Origin of the sequence: Stieleria mannarensis (genome assembly GCF_014154935.1) — a bacterium.
In the GTDB taxonomy this organism is placed as follows: domain Bacteria; phylum Planctomycetota; class Planctomycetia; order Pirellulales; family Pirellulaceae; genus Stieleria; species Stieleria mannarensis.
Map to the genome: position 1 here is coordinate 106,418 of NZ_JACEHH010000020.1, position 21,524 is coordinate 127,941.

Below are 21,524 nucleotides of genomic sequence, written 5' to 3' on the forward strand. Positions count from 1 at the left end.
ACCGGCAAGCGTCCCGGCCGGCCGGGCGATTGATGGGAAAGATTTTTCCAAAAAGCAAGCAACAATCACCGTTCCGCCACGATAACGGGAGTTCATGACCACCGTTAACGCAAGGGACGAATCATGTCTGCGAGCCGCCAAGAGTGCATGGGTTATGGGCTGTTCGGACGCTGTTCTCCAACCAGCGGTTCGGACGAACCCGGTGGGACGCCGGCCGAAATTCACATTTCGGGTTCCGTCGGGCGGCAAGGGAAGAACCTGCGGCCCGATGTCAAATCGATCCAGCAGGCGCTCAACCGCGTCCCGGTAAATCAGGGACGCCCCAACCCGATTCTGGTCGTCGATGGGCTCAACGGCCCCAAGACCGAGCGGGCGATTTACATCTTTCAAAAGCATCACTTCGGGGCCACCCGCGCCGATGCACGCGTCGATCCGGGGCATCGCACCATCACCAAACTGAACGAATTGCAACCCGCGGCAGGCGCATCCGGTGGTGGATCGGGCGGCAGCGGCGGATCGGGCGGGGGATCTGCCGGGCCGGGTGCGAGTTCGTTTGTGCCGATGACGGATTCGGAGAAGGACGTCATGACGCGCGTCAACACTGCGGTCAATCGTGCCGAACGCTGGGCACTCCGCGCCGTCATCGAACTGCTCAACGCGTTGCAGTATCTGGAAGGCAAAAAGGCTCAAAAGCCGAGCTATGATCTGGTCGACCGCTGCTTCAAAATAAAGAGCTTGTCAACGGAAAAACAGCAGGTCCACGCGATCAACAAGATCATCAAAATCTTTAATCGATACCCCCGCGCACGACGCGCCGTCAGGCCCTTCGTGCGAACCGGCGGCAGTTGCACCAATGACAAAGGACATGCCATCTTCGCCGAAGCCATCCCGGGTGGGTTTCACATGGAGGTCGAAGACCACAAGCGGGTCAAGGTGTGTGTCAAAAACATGAAAGGCAAGGACGTCACTTTCATGACCGACGCGATGGTCCACGAAATGGCCCACCTGGTCGGGCCTGCCAACGGCAAGGAAAAAATCATGCACGGCGGCCGCAAGGACGCCGCCTATGGATTGGCCGCGCTCAGCCTGACCCACAGCGAAGCAATGATCTCGGCATCGAATTATGCGTGGCTGGCGTGGTTGGCCCGGTTGCCCAAATCCGAATGGATGACCAACACCGGCTAGTGCCAAGCGTAGCGGAAGCCGCCAAGGCTTTCGGCATCCCAAGGCAACGTTGCTGCGCCAACACGAAAGTCTTGGCGACTTCCGCTACCTTCCCAAAAGCAGGGCCACGACCGCCCCAATCCGCACCATCGGCACAACCGACAAACTGTCCCCTTGGGTCCCCAGTTTCCGCCTGGTGAAGTGGGCAAACAGTCAGGCAATTTGGTGAATCTGGCGCGGCCTTCTTGAGTCAAAACAGGGGTTTTTGTACTCTTTTTTTGGCATTTGGCTAATGAACTGCGTAACCTTACACGGAGGCCCTGTAGATGGGCCGCACAGCGCTCGATCGATCGCGTTTACACGTTTATTTGCTACAGAAGGTTTCCTCGCGATGTTTCGCCAGTTCTCCTGCAAACGATTCCCCCGCAGTCTGGTTCTCACCGGTTCGGTTGCCTTTCTGTGGAGCGGTGGGGCTTGTCTTCTGAGCGGTCGGGCCGGCGCCCAGGATTTTTGTTATCCCCAGGCGTACCGGCTGGAACCGACGACCTGCTACGAACAGCAAACGGTTCAGCGGATGCGTCCGGTGTACCGGACCGAGATGGTGGAAGAACAAGTCAAATCGTTCCGCCCGGTCGTCCGCACCCGCACCGAGATGCGTGAAATCACCGTTCCGGTCAACACCGTCGAAACGTCGTACAAAGAAGAGCGATTCACGGTTTGGAAACCGATCACCGAAACCAGTTACCGCGACGAAACGTACACCGAAACCGAGTACGTTACCGAAACCTCCGAGCGTGAAGAGCAGTACACGACGTATCGGCCGGTGACCGAAACGAAGATGTACCAGCAACAATACACGGTCCAACGGCCGGTCACCGAAACCAGCTACTACCAGCAGCAGTACACCGTCCAGCGACCGGTCGTCGAAACGCAAATGCAGACCCAGCAATACACGACGCTGCGTCCACAAACCACGATGGTCAACCAGACCGTGGACGCCGGCGGTTACGTCCCCCAAACCACGATCACGCCGGGATCGGTCGGCTACGGCCTGCAGTACCAACGCGGCCTCTACGCGACCCCGGGACCGCTGGGGATCTTTGCCCGTGTCCGCGGCGGCTACGTTGCCAAACCGGTCGTCACGCCGCCTACGGCGCAGACGCAGTACGTCTACCGCCCCAATTACGTCCAACAACAAGTCGCCCAGACGTCCTACATGCCGGTGACCGAGCAGGTCCAGGTGCCCGTCCAAGTCCAACGGATGCAAAGCGAGGTCGTCACCCAAAAAGTCCCCGTGCAAACGACGCGAATGCAGACCGAAGTGGTCACCCAAAACGTCCCGGTCCAGTCGACTCGGATGGTGCCCACGACGATGGTTCGCAAGGTTCCCTACGTCGTCCAACGGCCCGTCACGACCACCAAGACCCGAAAGGTGCCCGTGACCCAGCAACGCTGGATCACCGAAGAGCAGGTCCGTAAGGTGCCGGTGCAAACCAGCAAGATCCGCTACGAAACCAAGAAGGTCCCGCAGACCGTTCAGTACACCGAGTACGAAGAGGTCGTCCAGACGGTCCGGCGCCCGGTCACACGCACGGTTTACGAACCCTACACCGAAACCGTCGTCGTGCCGCGTCAAACCGTGATGCGAGTGCCGATGTCCTACTACGACCCCTTCGGCAGCGCGATCACCCACGGGTTCTCCTCGTTCGCCCAATCCAGCGACTCGTCGTCGACCATCGCCCAGCCCGCGTCGAATTCCCAGATGAGTCTGAAGCCGGCCGAAACCTTCGACGCCGCGCCGAAAACCGGCTTGAAAAGCATCCAGACAACGCCCGCCGAACCCGCCAAGGACGACCGCGATTCTATCGAATTGAATCGCCCCGAATTGGAAGACGATTCGCTGCCCGCCCCCAACGGCGACGGAGCATCGATGATCGATGCCGGCTGGAAAATTCAGTGGAATCCGCCGCTGTCGCGTAGCATCTGAATCGGCGAAATCGATTTGCTCATCGTTTTGCCCCCATCGTTTTGCCAGTTCTTTAGCGGCCTGGTCCTTCAATCGTAGTCTCGGCCGTCTCCGGTTCCTCGGCTGAAACGCTGCTCTCGGCAGACTGCAATCCCTTGTCGCGAAGCAGTTCGGAATTCCGATACTCCTCGTTGTTGAACGCATCCCGGGTGCCGAATGCGAATTGCAGCGCCAACGCACAGAACGATCGAGTCTGTTTGAGATCGTCTCAGCCACCGTCGTGAATTCGCAGAGAAAACTCGGGAAAGACAAGGTAAACCGGCGGGATTGCGGAATCACGATGCAGCCCCCGTTCCAAAATTGGACGGCGCGGAAGCACGCACTCCGCTGGGAAGCGGGCATGAGTCATCGGTCGGTGACCGTGCGAAGATGTCTGGATCTTCGACCGAATCGGGGCGAGTGAATTCGAAATCCCTTTGACTGAGGAATGCCAGTTGGTCACGAAAGTCGCTGTCGATTTGTTGCGCGGTCTGGTTGTCGTTTTACTAGGTTGCACGGCGAGCGTCTGCGGTGCCGAAACTGTGCCACCGCGTCCGAATATCTTGCTGATCCTCTGTGACGATCTTGGGTACGCCGATGTCGGTTTCAATGGTTCCCAGGACATCACCACGCCGGCGCTGGACCAACTGGCGACGAACGGAACGATCTTTTCATCCGCCTATGTGACGCATCCGTTTTGCGGTCCGAGCCGGATGGGAATGTTGTCCGGTCGGTATCCCCACGTGTTCGGTGCGCCGTTCAATCTGCCGCCGACCGGCACCGCGTTTGACCGGTATGACGACGAAGGCATGCCGGTGGGTGAAACGCTGATCGGCACCGTTCTTCAAGACGCGGGCTACTACACCGGCGCGATCGGCAAATGGCACCTGGGATTCTCTTCCCGATTCCATCCAAACGAACGTGGGTTCGACGATTTCTATGGTTTCCTTGGTGGTGGGCACATGTATTTTCCCGAGCGTTACGGGCCGATCTACCAGCGACAGAAAAACGCCGGGAAAACGCGGTTCAACGAATACATCACCCCACTGGAACACAACGGGACGGTCGTGGAAGAGACCGAGTACATGACCGATGCGTTGTCGCGCGAAGCGGTTCGATTTGTGAACGAAGCCGACCAGAAACAGCAACCGTTCTTCCTGTATCTCGCCTACAACGCCCCGCACACGCCGCTGGAGGCAAAAGAGGACGACCTCGCCAAGTTCGACCACATCAAAGACGACAAACGAAGAACCTACGCTGCAATGGTCTATGCGGTTGATCGGGGCATCGGACGATTAGTCGATGCACTCAAAGCCAACGGGGCGATCGACAACACGCTGATCGTATTTCTCAGCGACAACGGCGGAAAGATCGGCGCGGGGGCCAATAACGCACCGCTTCAACAAGGAAAAGGCAGCGTGTGCGAAGGCGGATTCCGCGTGCCAATGTTCTTTCACTGGCCTGACCAGCTCGCTGCGGCAACGCGTTTTGAACACCCCGTCTCGGCACTCGATTTTTATCCCACGTTCGCGCGACTTGCCGGAGCCACACTTCCCGCCGAACAAGAATTGCACGGCAAAGACATTTGGGACGCTCTAACGGCCGGAGAAAGCCCGCGTGCCGGCGAGTCGATTTTTGCATTGCGACACTGGAACGGCTTTCACAACGTCGGGATCCGCCGGGACCAATGGAAGGCACTCAAGCGAGGTCCGAAGGCGGCGTGGCAACTGTTCGACATGCAAACGGATCTTGGTGAAGTCCATGATCTGAGTTCGCAACACCTCGAAATCGTTAGCTCCATGGTTGACGAAGCAAGACAGTGGAGCACGACGCACACGCCTCCTCGTTGGTTCATCAATGAGCAATCGGAAACTTCGTGGGAAGTCAAGCAGATGCCGCGGTATGATGCGACGTTTGCCATGCCAGACTCCAAGCGTTGATCGTCGGTTAATCCTCGGACGGGTGCACGTAGGGCTTTCGATAGGGGCGTTTCAGCTTGTCGGTCGCTTCGGCGTCGCCAACGATGGTGTGAGTGGCGGGATCGAATTCCAAGGACCGCCCCAAGTCCATTGAAACGTTCGCCATGATGCAGGATGCACTGGAAATGTGCCCCTGCAAGATGTCGGCGATCGGCTTGGAACGGCGATCGATCGCATCAAGGAAGTCCCGCATGTGACCGCGGATCGCCGACGCGACGTGCAGTTCCAACCGCCAGTTCTTTTGATCGGTGACGTCGGTGGGGTACTTGTCGGTTTCGATCAGCTTTTCGCCGGTCAGTTTCTGGCCGCCGCCGCGGGGCGTGAATTCGTACTTGTGGACATCCAACTTCAACGTGCCCCGGTCGCCGTAGATGATGCCCGCCCAAGGCCATTCGGGATCGGGCGCGTTGCCCCAACTGCGGTGTGTCCAGTTAATGTCCAGTTCATCAAACTCAAACCGTGCCGATTGTGTATCCGAAATATTTGCTTTGGAATCATGGTCGACGTAGATGCCGCCGCTGCTGCTGATCCGTTTCGGCCACCCCAGGCCTAACTGCCAGCGCACCATGTCCAGCATGTGAACGCACATGTCACCGACGATCCCGTTGCCATACTCCATGAACGCTCGCCAGGACCGAGGGTGCACCAGTTCGTTGTAGGGCCGCATCGGTGCCGGCCCGGTCCAGGTTTCGTAATCCAGGTATTCCGGCGGTGCGGTATCCGGCGGATTCTTTTTCGCCCGCATGTGGTAGTAACAACAAACTTCCGCGTACGCAACATCACCAAGTAACCCAGCGTCCACCACACGTTGCTTCGCTTCGATCAAGTGCGGCGTGCTGCGGCGTTGCGTCCCCACTTGGACCACGCGTCCAGTTTCGCGAGCCGCGTCCAACATCGCTTTGCTTTCCAGCACATCGACCCCGGTCGGCTTTTGCACATAGACATCGGCACCGGCATTGACCGCCGCGATCATCGGCAACGCATGCCAGTGGTCGGGCGTGGCGATCAGCACGATGTCCAAATCCCGTTCGGCAAGCATGTCGGTGTATTGCCCATAGGTCCGCGGCCGTTTTTTGGAGACTTGGCGGGAGGCTATCAAATCCGCACATTCGTCCAACAGGTTCGAATCGACGTCGCACAGCGAAACGACTTCGACCGGTTCGATGTTCATCAACTGCAGCAGGTCACACTTTCCGTACCAGCCACACCCGATCAACCCGACGCGGCGTTTCTTGTCGCCGGCGGCGGCATAGGCATGGCGACTGGCAACGGCAGATGCGGCGAGCGTGGATGCGGCAATGAACTTTCGGCGATCCATGAGAAGTGCCTGGGGTGTAGGGGACTGGGGGACAAGCCGATTATCGCCGGTCACCTCATGGCGATCAAGCAACTGGCACCGGCTCAAATCGAAAGGGATCCGGCAACCGCTGGTGTCTAGCCTTTAGGTGATTCCCGGTCGCTGATTTGCAGCGACAGATCATTGTCGCGAACCTCGGCCAGTTTCTCGGTCAAGGTGGATCGCATGCGTTCCAGCACGTCACGGTAACGTTCGTCGTCGGCCAGATTGTCGTAGCCTTGCGGATCGGCGTGCGTGTCAAACAACTCCATGCCCGCCGACGCGTCTTCTTTGTACTGGATGTATGCGAATCGATCCTCGCGAATCAAAAATCCTTTCCGCATCGGTGCGACACTGAAGGCAAACTCGCGGACTTGGTGATTGGGATCGTCCAGCATTTTCGAGATGTCTTTGCCTTGCACATGTTTGGGGATGTCCAAACCGCACAGCGTCGCGACGGTCGGATACAGGTCCAGCAATTCGACGAAACGGTGGCACACCGCGGGTTTTTTTCCGGGAACCCGAATGATCAGTGGCACGCCGGCCGATTCGTCGCGCAACGACACCTTGGCCCAGAAATCATGTTCGCCCAGATGGTATCCATGGTCGCTGGTGAAGATCACGATCGTGTTGTCTTCCTGTCCCGACGCCTTGAGCGCATCGAGCACCTTGCCGACCTGGGCATCCATGTACGCGACCGACGCATAGTAGCCTCCGATGGCCTTCTTTTGTCGCCGCAGATCCATCTTCATGTTTTGGCTGGTTTTATAGTTGATGCCGGCTTTGGGGATGTCGTCCCAGTCACCTTCGATCTTGGGCGGCAAGTCGTGTTTGCTGTAGGGTTTGTAAGGCGGGAAGTAGGACTTCGGCGCGACGAAGGGGACGTGCGGCCGGACGAAACCGACGCCCAACCAGAACGGCTGGTCGCGCTGCTGACGAATCAGCTCGCAAGCTTTCTTGGCGGTCTTGCCATCGCTGTGAACGTCGTCATCGCCGTCGGCCTCCACGACGACAAAGGTGTTGCCGCCGACCACGGGTTTCTTGCCGTCGGGATTGCCTTCCAGCGTCTCGCCATCACCCGCAGCCCGCCATTCCGGTCCGGGGCTGTTGAATCGTTCGGTCCATGACAGCGCGTCATCGGCTCCGTTGTAATCACGCCCCGGACCATGGTCCTCGATGCCGCCGGGAACGCCCATGTGAAAGATCTTGCTGACCCTCGCGGCGTAATAGCCGTTGTTCTTGAAGTGCTGGGACCACGTCGCCCGGTCGCCGATCTGTGCCCGCGGACTCTTGTATCCCAGCACGCCGGTTGCGTGCGGATAGAACCCGGACATGAACGAGGCACGCGAGGGCCCGCAATAGGTTCCCTGGCAATAGGCCCGGGTGAATCGTGTTCCGCTGGCGGCCAATGCGTCGATATTGGGCGTTTGACAAACCGTGTTTCCGTAGCACGACAGGGCGGTGTACGTGAGGTCATCGGAAATGAGGAACAGCACATTCATCGGCCGCGTGGCTTCCGTCGGCGGATTGGCGTCCAACGTCGCGTTCCATTCGGTCGCGGTCGCGGGGGGGCCAAGCGGCAAACCCAGCAGCAAGATCACGGTGAACAGTGGGGACAGACGTTTCATCGCAGCTTCGTTTTGGCAGGTGGGGCGGGACAAAGAAGGGCAGGTCTCCACAACATACACGCTGCAGTCGTTGTAGAATACGATCCCCTCCGTTTCCCATCCCCACCTCCTCCGGCAAGCGTCCGATGCGAAAAAGTAGCCTTGTGAACCATTCTCGCCCCGTTCTGTGGATCGCCGCTTCGATCATCGCTGTCTCGATCGCCACCATGATCGACAGCCACGGCCTGTCCGCCGCCGACGGCCCCACGCTGCACCAGTTCCAGCGTCAACAGCTGACGGGGACTTATTTTTCTGAAGGCGTCTCGGCCGGCGACATCAACGGTGACGGCATCAATGACGTGGTTTATGGGCCGTATTGGTTTGCCGGGCCCGACTACCAAACCAAGCACGAAATCTACTCGCCGGTTCCGCAAGATATGAACCGCTATGCGGACCACTTCTTCTCCTGGATCTACGATTTCGATCAGGACGGCTGGAACGACATCTTCGTCGTGGGATTTCCCGGTACACCGGCCTACGTTTACGAGAATCCGAAGCAGGACGGACTGGACGCGCATTGGAAAAAGCACCAAGTGTTTGATTGGGTGTCCAATGAGTCGCCCGAGTTGATCGACCTGCTGGGCGATGACCGTCCCGAGCTGGTGTGCACACGGGACGGATTTTTTGGATTCGCGACGATCGATGCCGACGACCCGTTCGGCACGTGGCAGTTCCACGCGATTTCGCCCCAAGTGACCGCGACGCGATTCGGACACGGGCTGGGGATCGGCGACGTCAATGGCGACGACCGACTGGACATCATTCACCCCAAGGGCTGGTACGAACAACCGGAAAGCGATGCGCTGACATCGCGTTGGATGCATCACGACGTCCGACTGTGTGGCGGCAGCGGCGGCGCGGAAATGTACGCCTATGACGTCGATGGCGATGGCGACAACGACATCATCACCAGCGACTCGGCCCACAATTTTGGATTGTCGTGGTTCGAACAGATCGTTGATGGAGACAAACGTACCTTCAAACAACACCAAATCATGGGTTCGCACCCGTCGGAAAACAAATACGGGGTGCTGTTCAGCGAACCGCATTCGGTGGAATTGGCCGACATCGACGGTGACGGTTTGAAAGACATCGTGACGGGAAAGACCTATTGGTCGCACCATCGACAAAGTCCGATGTGGGACGCCGGTGCGGTGGTCTATTGGTTTCGTCTGGTTCGCGGCGTAGACGGCATCGATTGGGTTCCCTATCAAGCCGATGGTGAAGCGGGGATCGGACGCCAGGTCGTCGTCAAAGACTTGGACGCCGACGGCAACCCGGACATCATCGTCGGCGGCATGAAAGGCGCGCACGTGCTGAAACACACCCAACACCCGGTTTCCCAGGACCGGTGGCTGGCCGCCCAACCAAAACCGTACCAGGGTCCCAAACCGCCCAGCGCCGAAGGAGCGACCGCCAAACGCGGCCCGAAATCCAAGATCGATCCCAAAACCGCGCGGGCCGCCGGAGCCATCGAAGGCGAATCGTTGAAGTTTCGCGCCAGCGGAGGCGACGCGCGTCCGCAGGACATGTCGAACTTCAAAGCCGACAACTGGAGCGGCAAGTCGCAGTTGTGGTGGACCGATGCCAAGCCCGGCGACACGCTGACGATTCAATTGCCGCCGGTCACCGGAGTCGTCGACTTGGAGGTGGTCCTGACCTGTGCGGTGGACTACGGAATCGTTCAGTTGTCGCTTGACGATCAACCGCTAGGAGAACCGATCGATCTGTTCGATCGCCAAGTCATCACGACCGGCGTGTTGTCTTATCCGAAATTGACGTTGAAAGGGAACAAGCACACGTTGGGGGTGACAATCGTCGGCGCGAATCCCACCGCCAAGAAAGCGTACATGTTTGCGCTGGATTATTTGCGGATCAAAAAGTCCGACGGCAGCTATGTCGCCGGGGCGGCGGCCGGAAAAACCACCGCGGACGACGCATCCGCGACCTCCGGGATTCGTCCCAAAAATCGTGACGGCCGGGTGCTGAACCTGGATTTCGAAACCGGCACGCTGGACGACTGGACGGCGACCGGCACCGCGTTCGACGGTCAACCGATCAAGGGTGACACGGTTCACGCACGTCGCCAAGACATGCACAGCAACCATGACGGCCAGTTTTGGATCGGCGGCTACGAAAAAGTCGGCGACGAGCCCACCGGCACACTCACCTCGGCACCGTTCATCGTCTCACAACCCTATGCGTCCTACTTGGCCAACGGCGGCGACCACGAATCCACACGCGTCGAGCTGCTGCGCAAAGACAGCGGGCGCGTGTTCTATCAAAGCAACGGCACCAACAGCGAAACAATGCGACGCGTCATCGTCGACCTGCGCGCCCACGTCGGAAAGGAAGTCATGGTCCGGCTTGTCGATGAATACACCGGCGGCTGGGGACACGTCAATTTTGACGATTTCCGATTGCACGCCAATGCCCCCGCTCGACCGACGCCGGCTATGGTGGCACTGACCGCCGACGAGTACCCGCACGCCGGATTGGAAGCCCAGCAGGCCGCCGACGCGATGCGTGTCCCCGATGGGTTTCACGTCACCGTGGGTGCGGCCGAACCCGATGTGAAACAACCGATCGCGATGGCCCTGGATGATCGCGGACGCGTCTGGATCGCGGAGGCGTACGAATATCCGACGCGAGCAAAAGGTGACGTCGGACGTGACCGAATCTTGATCTTTGAAGACACCGACAACGACGGTTCGCTGGATCAGAGCAAGGTGTTTGCCGAAGGGCTGAACCTGGTCAGCGGACTGGAAGTCGGGTTCGGAGGCGTTTGGGTCGGGGCGGCACCGTACCTGATGTTCATTCCCGACAAAGACGGTGACGACGTTCCCGATTCCGACCCCCAAATCCTGCTCGACGGCTGGGGCTATCAAGACACCCACGAAACCCTGAACGCGTTCATCTGGGGGCCCGACGGATGGCTGTACGGTTGCCACGGAGTGTTCACCCATTCCCGCGTCGGCAAACCGGGAACGCCGGACGACCAGCGGACACCGATCAATTGCGGCGTCTGGCGATACCATCCCACGCGACACGAATTCGAAGTGTTCGCCCACGGCACCAGCAACCCCTGGGGCGTGGACTTTAACGATCACGGCCAAGCCTTCATCACCGCCTGTGTGATCCCGCACCTGTACCACATCATCGATGGTGCCCGCTATCAACGCCAAGGCGGACGTCATTTCAATCCCCACACCTACCGCGACATCGTCACCATCGCCGATCACCTGCACTACCTGGGGGCGACGCCGCACGGGGGCAACAGCAAGTCGGATTCCGCTGGCGGCGGGCACGCGCACGCCGGGGCGATGATTTATTTGGGCGACACATGGCCCGAAAAATACCGTGGCCAGCTGATGATGAACAATATTCACGGCCAACGGTTGAACGTCGATGTGTTGGAACCGGCCGGTTCAGGCTATGTCGGACGCCACGGCCCTGATTTTCTGCTGACCGGCGACCAAGCGTCACAGATTTTGAACCTCCGATACGGTCCCGATGGCAACGCGTGGATGATCGATTGGTACGACATGCAGGCCTGTCACCGTCGCGAATCCACGCTGCACGATCGTAGCAACGGCCGGATTTATAAAATCAGCTACGGTGACGAAGTAGGCACCGCCGCGCCGGAGATCGACCTTGCCACGGCCAGCGATCTGGAACTGGCCGAATTGACGCTTCACGCCAACGACTGGTACGTCCGCCACAGCCGACGCGTGTTGCAAGAACGGGCCGTCGAACGACCAATCGCCAGCGAAGCCGTCACGTGGCTCCGTCAAACCGCCACGACACACAGCGACGACACGCGTCGGTTGCGCGCCGCCTGGGCACTGCACGTGACCGGCAATTTGGATTCAAAGGTTTCTCTCTCCCTGATGGCTGACAAAAGCCCCTATGTCCGCGGTTGGGCGATCCAATTGGTGATGGAATCGACCGCAGGCAACCTGTCCCCGGTATGGACACAGCAATTCGTCGACATGGCCGGCGAGGATGATTCACCGATCGTGCGGCTGTACCTCGCCTCCGCGGCCCAGAAACTGGCCTTGGATTCGCGTTGGGATTTGTTGCAGGCATTGACGTCGCACGCCGAAGACGCCGACGACCACAACCTGCCGCTGATGTATTGGTATGCGGCTGAACCGCTGGCGGATCTGGATGCCTCGCGCGCGATCGCGTTGGCGATGTCGGCGGGCGAGCGCATCCCGCTGTTGCGAGAATTCATGCTGCGACGAATCGGCGAAAGCGGCGAGGACTCGCTGTCCGTTCTGGTGGTGGCACTCGGTGGCGCCAGCGATGCGGCCACGCAACTGACGTACCTCAACGCGATCCGGTCCTCGCTGGAAGGACGACGCCAAGTCAAGCCGCCATCGCAATGGACGCTCGTTGCGCGAAAATTGTTGTCGAGCAAGGATCATGAGGTCCGCTTGCAGGCGATCGCCCTGGGCGTCACGTTCGGCGACAAGCAAGCGCTCGCGGCGATGAGAACGCAAGTCGCCGATGCGTCCGCGCCCCTGGAAACCCGACAAGTTGCCTTGCAGTCACTGCTGGACATGGATGATCCCGGCTTGGTTCCCACCCTGGTCGGTCTTTTGAAGGTCGACTCACCGCTGCGGGACGACGCGATCCGGGGACTGGCACAATACGACGACGATTCCATCGCCCCAGCCTTGCTAACGGTCTATGAGCAACTCAGTCCCGCCCAGAAGCGTTCGGCGCTGGCGACGCTGTGTTCCAGGGTCGCCCCCGGCATCGCACTGCTGACGGCGATCGAGGCCGAGCAGATCCCCGGCACCGACCTGACCGCGGATCTGGTCCGTCAGTTGCAATTCTTGGACAACAAAAAAATCGATGCGATGCTGGACAACGTCTGGGGCGTCGCCCGCGAATCGGCCGCTGACAAACTGGCGATGATCGCGGAGTACACGCAACTGGTCGCGTCGACCGACCATCCGCCGGCAGACCCGGAGCTCGGCCGCGCGGTGTTTGCCAAAACCTGCATGAAGTGTCACGTCCTGTACGGCGTCGGGTTCAAAGTCGGACCGGACCTGACCGGATCGAATCGCGCGAACTTGGAGTACCTGTTGTCCAACATCGTCGACCCCAGCGCCGTGATGGCCAAAGAATACGTGCCGACAGTGGTCTTGGTCGATGACGGACGCGTGGTCAACGGGCTGGTCAAGGCCGAAGACGAGTTCTCGCTGACGATCCAAACCTCCGATGCCGTCGTTGTCATCCCCAAAGACGAAATCGAACAACGAGCGACGGCCGACAAATCGATGATGCCCGACGATCAGTTGAAACAGTTCTCGCCACACGAAGTCCGTTCGCTGATCGCCTACCTGCGCGGAAAACAACAGGTGCCGATGCGGGCGACCAAAGAGAATGCCGCGGCGTTCTTCAACGGGACCGATCTGACGCACTGGAATGGCGATCCGTCCCTGTGGTCGGTCGAAGACGGGGAATTGGTCGGGCGGACCGACGGGCTGCAACGCAACGATTGGATTGTCAGTGATCTGTCGGTCGCGGATTTTCGATTGACCGTCGAGGTCAAACTGGTCGACAACGCCGGCAACAGCGGGATCCAGTTCCGCAGCCACGCACACGACGGCGAAGTTTCCGGATACCAAGCCGACATCGGCCCCGGATGGTGGGGCAAGCTGTACGAAGAACACGGACGCAAGTTGCTGTGGGACCAATCCGGCGAGTCGCACGTCAAACCGGGCGAGTGGAACAAGTATGAAATCGTCGCCCGCGGACACCACATCCAGACATTCCTCAACGACCAGCCCTGCGTCGAGTTGCACGATCCCGACGGCGCCGAAACCGGCATCATCGCCTTCCAACTTCACAGCGGCGGCAAGACCGAAGTTCGATTCCGCAATCTGAAGCTGGAGGTGTTGTGAATATTTGGCCGCGGGGTTTTGACGGCTTCGATTCCGCTGAACTGCCTTGCGATCAGCTGTCCGCCCGGGGCATTTTATCATTCTGTGTGCGAATCATTCTGCCAACCTTCCCAGTGTCCCCGTCGTGTCGGGGCGAGAGGTAGGAAGATTTTGGAGGTAGGAAAATTGGCGAGACTCGATGGAGAGCGCAATTCATCATCTTCTTACCTCCGAAATCTTCTTACCCTTTTTCCGCAGGCCGTTAAGGAACGGGACTAAGTGCGCAAACCGGTTGAGACCAGTTCAGTTTTTCCGCCGAACCCTACCGCATGAAACAAGGCTCGTGAAACTGGCAATCGCCGATCGTTCGACTGCGGATTCTGCCCCCTCGGACGCCTTTCGGCCACAGCACTCGGCACCTTTTCTCTCCCCCGCCCGTCCTGCAACCCTCGCAATCGGCAATCTTTCACAGGATTCACCAGAAACCGGGCCGTGATTGGCTTCAGCCGCATTTTGCAAATGAACTGACGTGGGTGATTTGCCGATCACCATAGTAAGGACACATGCACGGGTGTATGTGCGAAACGATGGGATCGACGCTCGGCGGAGCCACTCGATCGCCCTCGCGAAACGCCATCGAAACACAAACCGCAATGGAATGCCACGGTGAAAACGAATCATCTCATTTGGATTTCGGTGGCAGCGTTAGCCATTTCCACCGCATCCCCGTCCGACGCCCAGGTCCCGACCGAGGCCCCGGTACCGACCATCTGGCGGTTCATCGGAATCCCTCAGGGCATCCAAAAAATCCGTGACGTGACGACCAACCGGCGTGGGAACCATCCCGGTCTGGAACGAAAACCGCCGCTGAAACGCATCGCCGACCCGGCCAACCTGGAATCGCCCAACCCGGCGATCAAAGCGGCGGCGGAGATCAAGCAAGCCGAGGACTTGAAGGCCCAGAAGATCAAGGCGATCAAGTTCCTGGCCGACATGGGCTGTGGATGCTACGACAAGGAAGGCAAGATCACCGACGCCCTGCTGGCAGCCATGGATGACTGCACGCCGGACGTGCGATTGGCCGCGATCGAAGCGATCGAAACGGCAGCCAATGGCGAAGGGTGCAGCAAGTGCGGATCGACGTCCTGCTGCAGCGAAAAGGTCACCAAGCGGTTGAGCGAAATCGCTTACGAACGCGACGACAGCGGTTGCCACTTGGAGCCCAATGCGGACGTTCGTGCCGCCGCGGCGAAAGCCCTGTGCGTGTGCTGCCCGAACCGAGCGACCGGCCCGATCGAGGAAGATGTGCCCGAAGAGTTGATTCCGCCGCCGGTCGTCCCGGATCCGATTTCCGGTGAAGGTGCCGAGCAGCCAGAGGGAATTCAAGGCGAAGGTGCCGGTGCCGAAGTGCTGGAAGCCCCGATTGAAGAAGACGACACAGAAGCCGAAAGCGGCGCCGCCGGTGTCGAGACGACCACGACGGCGGAAGGGTTGAAACTGTTTCAAGCCGCCAAGGTAGAACGGTCGGAAGTCGAAGTCGGTCAGGTCAAAATGATCGGCGGCATGGCGATCCAGCCCGTGACGATCACCCCGGTCACCGCAACGTCCGACGTTCAAACAGCCCGACCCGCCGGTCAACCGGTCTCGTTGTCGCTCAGTGACAATGCGGCCAAGCCCCAGTCGACGGTGAAGCAAAAGACTCAGGCATTGCCGATGCCGGTCGCACTGCCCATCAAAAAGGCCGCCAAAGTCGATCACGCTCGTATCGCCCCCAAACCGGCCGCACGAAAGAACGTCATTGCCACGGTGGTCGGAGTCGATCAGAAATCGGGCCGCGTCATCTTGCGAAGCGGCCAAGCCATGCGGCCCGGAGCCTCGGTCACCGTGTACCACCAATACCTGACCGGCGAACGCTTGGTCGCACACCTGCTGATCAACAGCGTCAATGGGAGCCAGTCGGTCGCCACCGTCACCGACCCGTCAAGTTTGACGAAGATCCACACCGGCGACCGAGCCGTGTGCTTCTAAGCCACGAACGAAAATCGAAATCATCGAAAAGCGTCAGCGGACCCGCTGACGCTTTTTTTATTGGCGAGTAGCTGGGACGGTCTGACAGAAAAATAGGGGGCAGAAAAATGGACGCCCGGGAGAGAATGAGGACAGGAAAATGGGTGACAAGAACTAAGACTCAAGACTCAAAAGCGAAACGTCTTCTGCGTCTTCGGCCGAATCGTGGCAATCGCGGTGGCGTCGGCCAGATTGATCGCAGACGTCGCCGCCCAGGCGCGGAGATCGTTTGCCGGTGCGGGGGGAGCGATCACGTCGACTTCGCTCAAGGACCTTGGCAGGGCTTGGCAGAGTGACTTGGCCAATCGTTTGGCGCCGCTTCGTCCGGCATCGTCATTGTCGGCGATGATCGCAAGTCGCCGGGGCTGGTGCCGGTGGATGTAGCGGTCGACGAAGAAGGTGGACGCGCTGCAGCTGGCCCGTCCGATCGCCCACAAGCCTGACGTGATCGCCGCCGCGGTGTCCGAGGCTCCTTCGGTGATATAAAGCGTCTCCTGAGTTTCTGTCGCGGTGCTTGGTCCGGCGGTCCGACGGGCGACAAAGATCCCGCTTTGGCTACCGCGTCGTGACCATTTGGAGTTCCGTTTTTGCGTCCAAGGCAATCCACTGATGCGAACTCCGATCACCTGGTCGTGTTCGTTTCGCATCGGCCACGTGCTACTGTTGCCATCAGTCGTCACACCGACCCGAAGCCTCTGCAGGGCGTGCTCCGAAACCGTCAGCTGTTCGGCAAGCCGGCGGCGGGTGGCTGCATCAATGCGGCGATGGGCGTCGCGGGCGAAGGTGGTGTGCGCGTCGATCGCTTCGGCAGACTGGTCGATGGGGATCGAGCCTGTTGAGCAGGACGATGGAGCCGCAGCGGTCCGGCTGCGGAGACTGCCGACGGTCGGTCGGACGCCCACCGCATCGGCCAGGAAAGCCAGCGATTCGGCAAAGGAACAGCCCAGCCACCAGCGCAGCGTGGCGATCCCGTCACCGGGGCGGATCGCACTGCCGCGGGTAAAGCAGCGTCGGCAATGGACCGCCCCACGTTGCGGAAGATCGCGAAAGGCTGCGAATCGGTCGCGCCCGCCGCACTTGGGACAGGGGTGGTTGCGGCCATCCAAAACGGCGGCCGGGATGCCGGCGGAACTAAGGATCTCGCCCCACCCCCCCATCGCAGCTCGGCGAAGTTCATCGACGTCGAAGTACGGCATCACAGCTTGAATAAGTGGGGGGCGTTCCAGTGAAGACATCACCCTTCCCTCTGGGAGGGGCGCGGAGGAGTGAGCGCTCGGAGCGGGGAGGGTTTGCTGTGGCTCAGTGATACCCAACTGCCACCGCTCGATCCTCCCCTCGCTACGCTCGACCCTCCCTTCCGGGGAGGGTTAAGTCTTAACTTGATGCACATGCCCCTCGCTGCGCCCGATTCACCCTGCCAGGGAGGGTGAATTTGGAAACCGCATGAACTCTGGCTGGGCGGGGGGCAATGGATCGATGGCATCACGTCTGCACTTGATGTCTACGCCTCCTCCACCAGTTTCGGCACCGCGCAATCGAACGTTTGACCCCCATTCAAATCGTTCACTTGACCCGGATCGTAGCGGTCGCCACGTTTTGCCTCCCATCTTCAATCGCACGGCCGGCTGCTACACTTCGGCCATGAGCGAAATCGATTTCTATGACTACGAATTACCCCGCGAGCGGATCGCCCAGGAACCCCTGGCGACCCGCAGCGACGCCCGGCTGATGTTAGTCCATCGCAGCAGTGGCGAGATCGAACACCACTATGTCCGCGATCTGCCGGACCTGTTGCGCAGCGAGGACACCCTGGTGCTGAACGACAGCCGCGTCATCCCGGCGCGAATGGTCGGGTTCCGCACGCGGACCCAAGGTCGCTGGCAGGGACTGTTTTTGCGTGAAGACGCCGAAACGGGGATCTGGGAGGTGTTGACCAAAACCCGCGGCAAACTGGTTCCCGGGGAAACGATCACGATTGAAGACCGCAACGGGTTGCCCGGCATGCGGCTGGAAGTGGTCGCGCGGACCGAACACGGGCACATGCTCGTGTTGCCTCGTCCCCCCGCCGATCGTCTGGCATTCGCAGGCGATGAGACCGAATTGTCAGAATCCGCCAGCGCCGATCAGTGGCTCAATCGTTTCGGACGCGTGCCGCTGCCGCCGTACATTCGCGACGGGCACATGGTCGATGCCGACGTGTCCAACTACCAAACCGTGTTTGCCAAGACGCCCGGCAGCGTGGCCGCGCCGACCGCCGGGCTGCATTTCACCCCCAGCCTGCTCGGCCAGATCGCCGACGGTGGCACCGAGACCGCATCGGTGACGCTACACGTGGGGCTGGGAACGTTCCGCCCAATCAGCACCGCGACGCTGTCGGAGCACGAGATGCATACCGAGTGGGGACAGATCACCGAAGAAAACGCCGACTTGATCGTCCAGCGACGGGCCGCCGGCGGCCGCTGTGTTGCCGTCGGCACGACCAGCGTGCGTGTGCTCGAGAGTGCCGCGGCGGAGCTTTCGGGCGACCTGCGGGCTTGGACTTCGACGACTGATCTGTTCATCCGCCCGCCCTATCAATTCAAGATCGTCGACGCGTTGATGACCAATTTCCACCTGCCCAAAAGCACGTTGCTGGTGCTCGTCAGCGCCTTTGCCACCCGCGAGTTGATTCTCGAGGCGTATGCTAAAGCGATCGAGAACGAATACCGTTTCTTCAGCTATGGGGATGCGATGCTGATCGTGTAGCCCGCGTCCCGATCAACAGCACCACGATCGCGGGAATCATCATGAATCCCGCCCAGCCGTGAATCGACATCAGTGAATGCATCTGGTGGGTCGATGGAACCGGCAGCATGCACAGGAACACGGTGGCGATCGCGACCAGCCCGGCCGCCACCGTCGCCAGGTAGCCCAAGATCTGTAACCAGGACGTCGTCCGCTTGGCCGGCAGATACCTCAAGAAGAACAACGCGAACACCGGCAACCCCATCACCAGCACTCCGCTGGCCATCATGTGTGCCAGCAACGCCTGGCCGTCGAGGGTTTGCTCATCCATGGCGGCCGGCCAAGAAGTGAACACCAGCACGGCAACCACCATCACCAGTGCCACAAGCAAGATTCGATCGATCCAAACCAGCATCAGAACAGACGCCTTGTTAATAAAGGGGAAAGGGAGATTAAAGCAACCGTTGGTGTCTGGCCTTGAGGCGATTCCCGTCGCTGCATTCGCAGCGACCATGGCGGCTAAAGCCTGTGCATCAACGCTTCTGCCCGCTAGTTCTGTTTCGTCTCCGCATCCCTTCGCCGCTTCTTGTCGTCTTCGATTACCAGCTTCGGCGGCAACTCCTTGCCTTGGGGGATAAACTTCATCGAGATCGAATTGACACAGTGCCGCGTGTTCTTTTCGGTGAGCCGTTCGCCTTGGAAAACGTGTCCCAGGTGACCGTCACAATTGGCGCACACGATCTCAACGCGATAACCATCGGCATCTCTTTGACGCCGGACCGCGCCTTTGATTTCGTCATCAAAACTGGGCCAACCACAGTGGCTTTCGAACTTGTCATCGCTGCGGTACAGCTGAGCGTTGCATTGGCGGCAAATGTAAGTGCCCGGGTCCTTGGTCATCGTGTAGCCGCCCGGCCCCGGCGGTTCGGTGCCCTTGTTCAAGATCACGTACGCCGCGTTGCGATCCAGTGCGTTGTACTCTTTGACGAAATCCAACTTTTGCTTCGGCGCCGGTTCTTCGTTCGACTCTGTCACGGTTCGCTTTTCCGGTTCGGGGGCTTTCTCGTTGGACGCTTCATCGCTGCTCGTCGTTTTCACGGGCTCGCTTGCAGACTCGGGTTTGGTTTCGGGCGCTGACGAGTCGCCGACCAGGACCACCGGTTCGGTGGGTTCGGTGACGACGGGCTTGGATGCGACCGGTGTGTCGACGCAGCCACACGTTAGCGCGATGATCACACCGCCGGCCAGGCATCTCGCGCCGGCCGAAGCCATGTTCGAAAAACCGTCCCCGCGATCGCGATTGTTCATGTTCTCATTCACCGAACAGCGTCTCCTTTGTGACCCGCCAGAAATAAAGCATCACTCCCATGATACCCGTAAGGGCAAGAAACAGCCAAAGCATAAATGGTCCCAGGATCGCCAGATTGCCCAAGAACCACCCATTGACCAGCCGATCCCACCCAAAAACGGAAAGTAACGTCCCCGCACACAGGTAGGGACCGAACGGGATCTCCGAATTGCGGGTGATGATGAAATACACCAATACGATCGCGATCGCCGCGATCGGGGCCAGAAAAAACGACATCACCGCCCCCTGCCAGCCGATGAACGCGCCGATCATTGCCATCAACGTCACGTCGCCGAATCCCATCGCCTCGCGACGCATCGCGACGCTGCCGACGATCCGAATCGCCCAAACCACCCCGCCGCCGACCCCCAGTCCGATCAACGCCGTCAACAATCCGATCCACACATCGCCGGCGACGCCGAAGATGATGCGGATGATCACCGCACCGATCAACCACATCGCCAGCAACCGCTTCCACGGGTTGTAAGGCTTGTTGCGAACCAGCGAGGCGAAGAAATACTCGAACGCCTTCAGCGGACCGCGACGCAGAATCACCCGGCGATTGGACAGGGCAAAACACCACATCGTCCAAATCCCCACGCCCGTCCACCAGCCCGTCGGCCCGAACCACTTCGGATCCGCGGCCGGCGCTGGCAAATAAAACGCCACAGGAACCAGCACGCCGTCCAGATCCAACGCCGGCAGAAAGGAATCTTTCTGCGCCAGGCACGCCACGACCAACGCGATCAACGTCCCCGGGATCGTGATCTCGTCGGGAATCGTCTGTTCGTCGAAATCGATAAACGTCGCCGCCACCATCAACGAAATCAAGATCAGGTGCGATGCGAACACCGCCGTCATCCAGGGTTCATTCCCGGCGACCGCCACCGGAACGCGATCGGCCGGCGGCAGCAACATCCCCGTCTGCGTGACGAACCAGTAATACAACGGGATCCCGATCGCCATCGACAACTCGATCAACATCGGGCGAACCCAAAACGCTTTGCCGTGCAGGGGGATTTCGCGACGCAGGCCCAACCAACCGAGGATCGGAATTCGATCCGATGACTTTCGCGGCAGTGCTTGCGGGTCGGCCGGGGACCAGGGGCCGATCCAACGTGCGTCCCAAGCGAGTCGATAGATCGCCCAATTGGCCACCGCGCCGAGCGCGATTCCGATCACGGCCAGCAACATCAATCGCAGCTCGATCGGTAGCGTTATCCAAAAAGCGATCAAAGAAACGGTCTCGTGATGTAGGGCAAGCCCATCGATCCGATGGCTGGACGTGTTCGCCGCCGTGAAGCCATCTTGAAGGCATGTTCGCCGCGGCGCAGGCA

At 59.8% G+C, this 21,524-nt stretch carries 12 protein-coding genes; 6 read left to right on the forward strand and 6 right to left on the reverse strand.

All coding sequences use genetic code 11. The features are described 5' to 3' along the window. Positions 1-123 precede the first annotated feature (123 nt). The 3 genes from H1B37_RS15120 (at position 124) to H1B37_RS15130 (ending at position 5,109) form a co-directional block, all read left to right on the forward strand. Complete coding sequence (locus H1B37_RS15120) at positions 124-1,185, forward strand: hypothetical protein (RefSeq protein WP_182867495.1); 1,062 nt, start codon at positions 124-126, stop codon at positions 1,183-1,185. Positions 1,186-1,555: 370 nt separating this feature from the next. Continuing rightward, a complete protein-coding gene (locus tag H1B37_RS15125; protein WP_182867496.1) occupies positions 1,556-3,151 on the forward strand; it encodes a hypothetical protein in 1,596 nt (531 codons plus the stop codon). 581 nt (positions 3,152-3,732) lie between these two features. After that, a complete protein-coding gene (locus tag H1B37_RS15130; protein WP_182867497.1) occupies positions 3,733-5,109 on the forward strand; it encodes a sulfatase-like hydrolase/transferase in 1,377 nt (458 codons plus the stop codon). 7 nt (positions 5,110-5,116) lie between these two features. On the opposite strand, the gene H1B37_RS15135 is transcribed toward H1B37_RS15130, so the two are convergent. Both H1B37_RS15135 and H1B37_RS15140 read right to left on the reverse strand, forming a co-directional pair. Next, entirely contained in the window at positions 5,117-6,466 is a 1,350-nt protein-coding gene (locus H1B37_RS15135; protein WP_182867498.1) for a Gfo/Idh/MocA family protein, read from the reverse strand. 116 nt (positions 6,467-6,582) lie between these two features. Continuing rightward, entirely contained in the window at positions 6,583-8,112 is a 1,530-nt protein-coding gene (locus H1B37_RS15140; protein WP_182867499.1) for a sulfatase, read from the reverse strand. A gap of 143 nt (positions 8,113-8,255) precedes the next feature. On the opposite strand from H1B37_RS15140, the gene H1B37_RS15150 reads away from it, so the two are divergent. Together H1B37_RS15150 and H1B37_RS15155 are read left to right on the forward strand one after the other, a co-directional pair. Further along, positions 8,256-14,069 (forward strand): PVC-type heme-binding CxxCH protein, encoded by a 5,814-nt coding sequence (locus H1B37_RS15150; RefSeq protein WP_353620848.1) that lies wholly within the window; start codon positions 8,256-8,258, stop codon positions 14,067-14,069. Between the two features lie 675 nt (positions 14,070-14,744). Then, on the forward strand, positions 14,745-16,076 hold the full coding sequence (locus tag H1B37_RS15155; RefSeq protein WP_182867500.1) for a hypothetical protein: 1,332 nt from the start codon (positions 14,745-14,747) through the stop codon (positions 16,074-16,076). Positions 16,077-16,243: 167 nt separating this feature from the next. Here the strand turns inward: H1B37_RS15155 and H1B37_RS15160 are convergent, their stop codons facing one another. Continuing rightward, positions 16,244-17,350, reverse strand: coding sequence for a primase-helicase zinc-binding domain-containing protein (locus H1B37_RS15160; RefSeq protein ID WP_182867501.1), 1,107 nt, complete (start codon positions 17,348-17,350; stop codon positions 16,244-16,246). A gap of 406 nt (positions 17,351-17,756) precedes the next feature. Here H1B37_RS15160 and queA point away from each other — a divergent pair, with 406 nt between their 5' ends. After that, complete coding sequence (queA, locus tag H1B37_RS15165; RefSeq protein ID WP_182867502.1) at positions 17,757-18,860, forward strand: tRNA preQ1(34) S-adenosylmethionine ribosyltransferase-isomerase QueA; 1,104 nt, start codon at positions 17,757-17,759, stop codon at positions 18,858-18,860. On the opposite strand, the gene H1B37_RS15170 is transcribed toward queA, so the two are convergent. The 3 genes from H1B37_RS15170 to H1B37_RS15180 form a co-directional block, all read right to left on the reverse strand. Continuing rightward, positions 18,829-19,254: a hypothetical protein gene (locus tag H1B37_RS15170; RefSeq protein WP_182867503.1), complete on the reverse strand. Its 426-nt coding sequence runs from the start codon at positions 19,252-19,254 to the stop codon at positions 18,829-18,831. The two genes, queA and H1B37_RS15170, sit on opposite strands and share 32 nt — an antisense overlap. Positions 19,255-19,388: 134 nt before the next feature. Further along, on the reverse strand, positions 19,389-20,147 hold the full coding sequence (locus H1B37_RS33850; protein WP_286177780.1) for a methionine-R-sulfoxide reductase: 759 nt from the start codon (positions 20,145-20,147) through the stop codon (positions 19,389-19,391). A 4-nt stretch (positions 20,148-20,151) separates the two neighbouring features. Next, positions 20,152-21,423 (reverse strand): prepilin peptidase, encoded by a 1,272-nt coding sequence (locus tag H1B37_RS15180; RefSeq protein WP_286177781.1) that lies wholly within the window; start codon positions 21,421-21,423, stop codon positions 20,152-20,154. Positions 21,424-21,524: the final 101 nt, after the last annotated feature.

Excerpts from the sequence above, each read along its gene's own strand:
- H1B37_RS15120 (WP_182867495.1), top strand. The coding sequence starts at position 124 with ATGTCTGCGAGCCGCCAAGAGTGCATGGGTTATGGGCTGTTCGGACGC.
- H1B37_RS15125 (WP_182867496.1), top strand. The coding sequence starts at position 1,556 with ATGTTTCGCCAGTTCTCCTGCAAACGATTCCCCCGCAGTCTGGTTCTC.
- H1B37_RS15135 (WP_182867498.1), bottom strand. The coding sequence starts at position 6,466 with ATGGATCGCCGAAAGTTCATTGCCGCATCCACGCTCGCCGCATCTGCC.
- H1B37_RS15140 (WP_182867499.1), bottom strand. The coding sequence starts at position 8,112 with ATGAAACGTCTGTCCCCACTGTTCACCGTGATCTTGCTGCTGGGTTTG.
- H1B37_RS15160 (WP_182867501.1), bottom strand. The coding sequence starts at position 17,350 with ATGTCTTCACTGGAACGCCCCCCACTTATTCAAGCTGTGATGCCGTAC.
- queA (WP_182867502.1), top strand. The coding sequence starts at position 17,757 with ATGAGCGAAATCGATTTCTATGACTACGAATTACCCCGCGAGCGGATC.
- H1B37_RS15170 (WP_182867503.1), bottom strand. The coding sequence starts at position 19,254 with ATGCTGGTTTGGATCGATCGAATCTTGCTTGTGGCACTGGTGATGGTG.
- H1B37_RS33850 (WP_286177780.1), bottom strand. The coding sequence starts at position 20,147 with ATGAACAATCGCGATCGCGGGGACGGTTTTTCGAACATGGCTTCGGCC.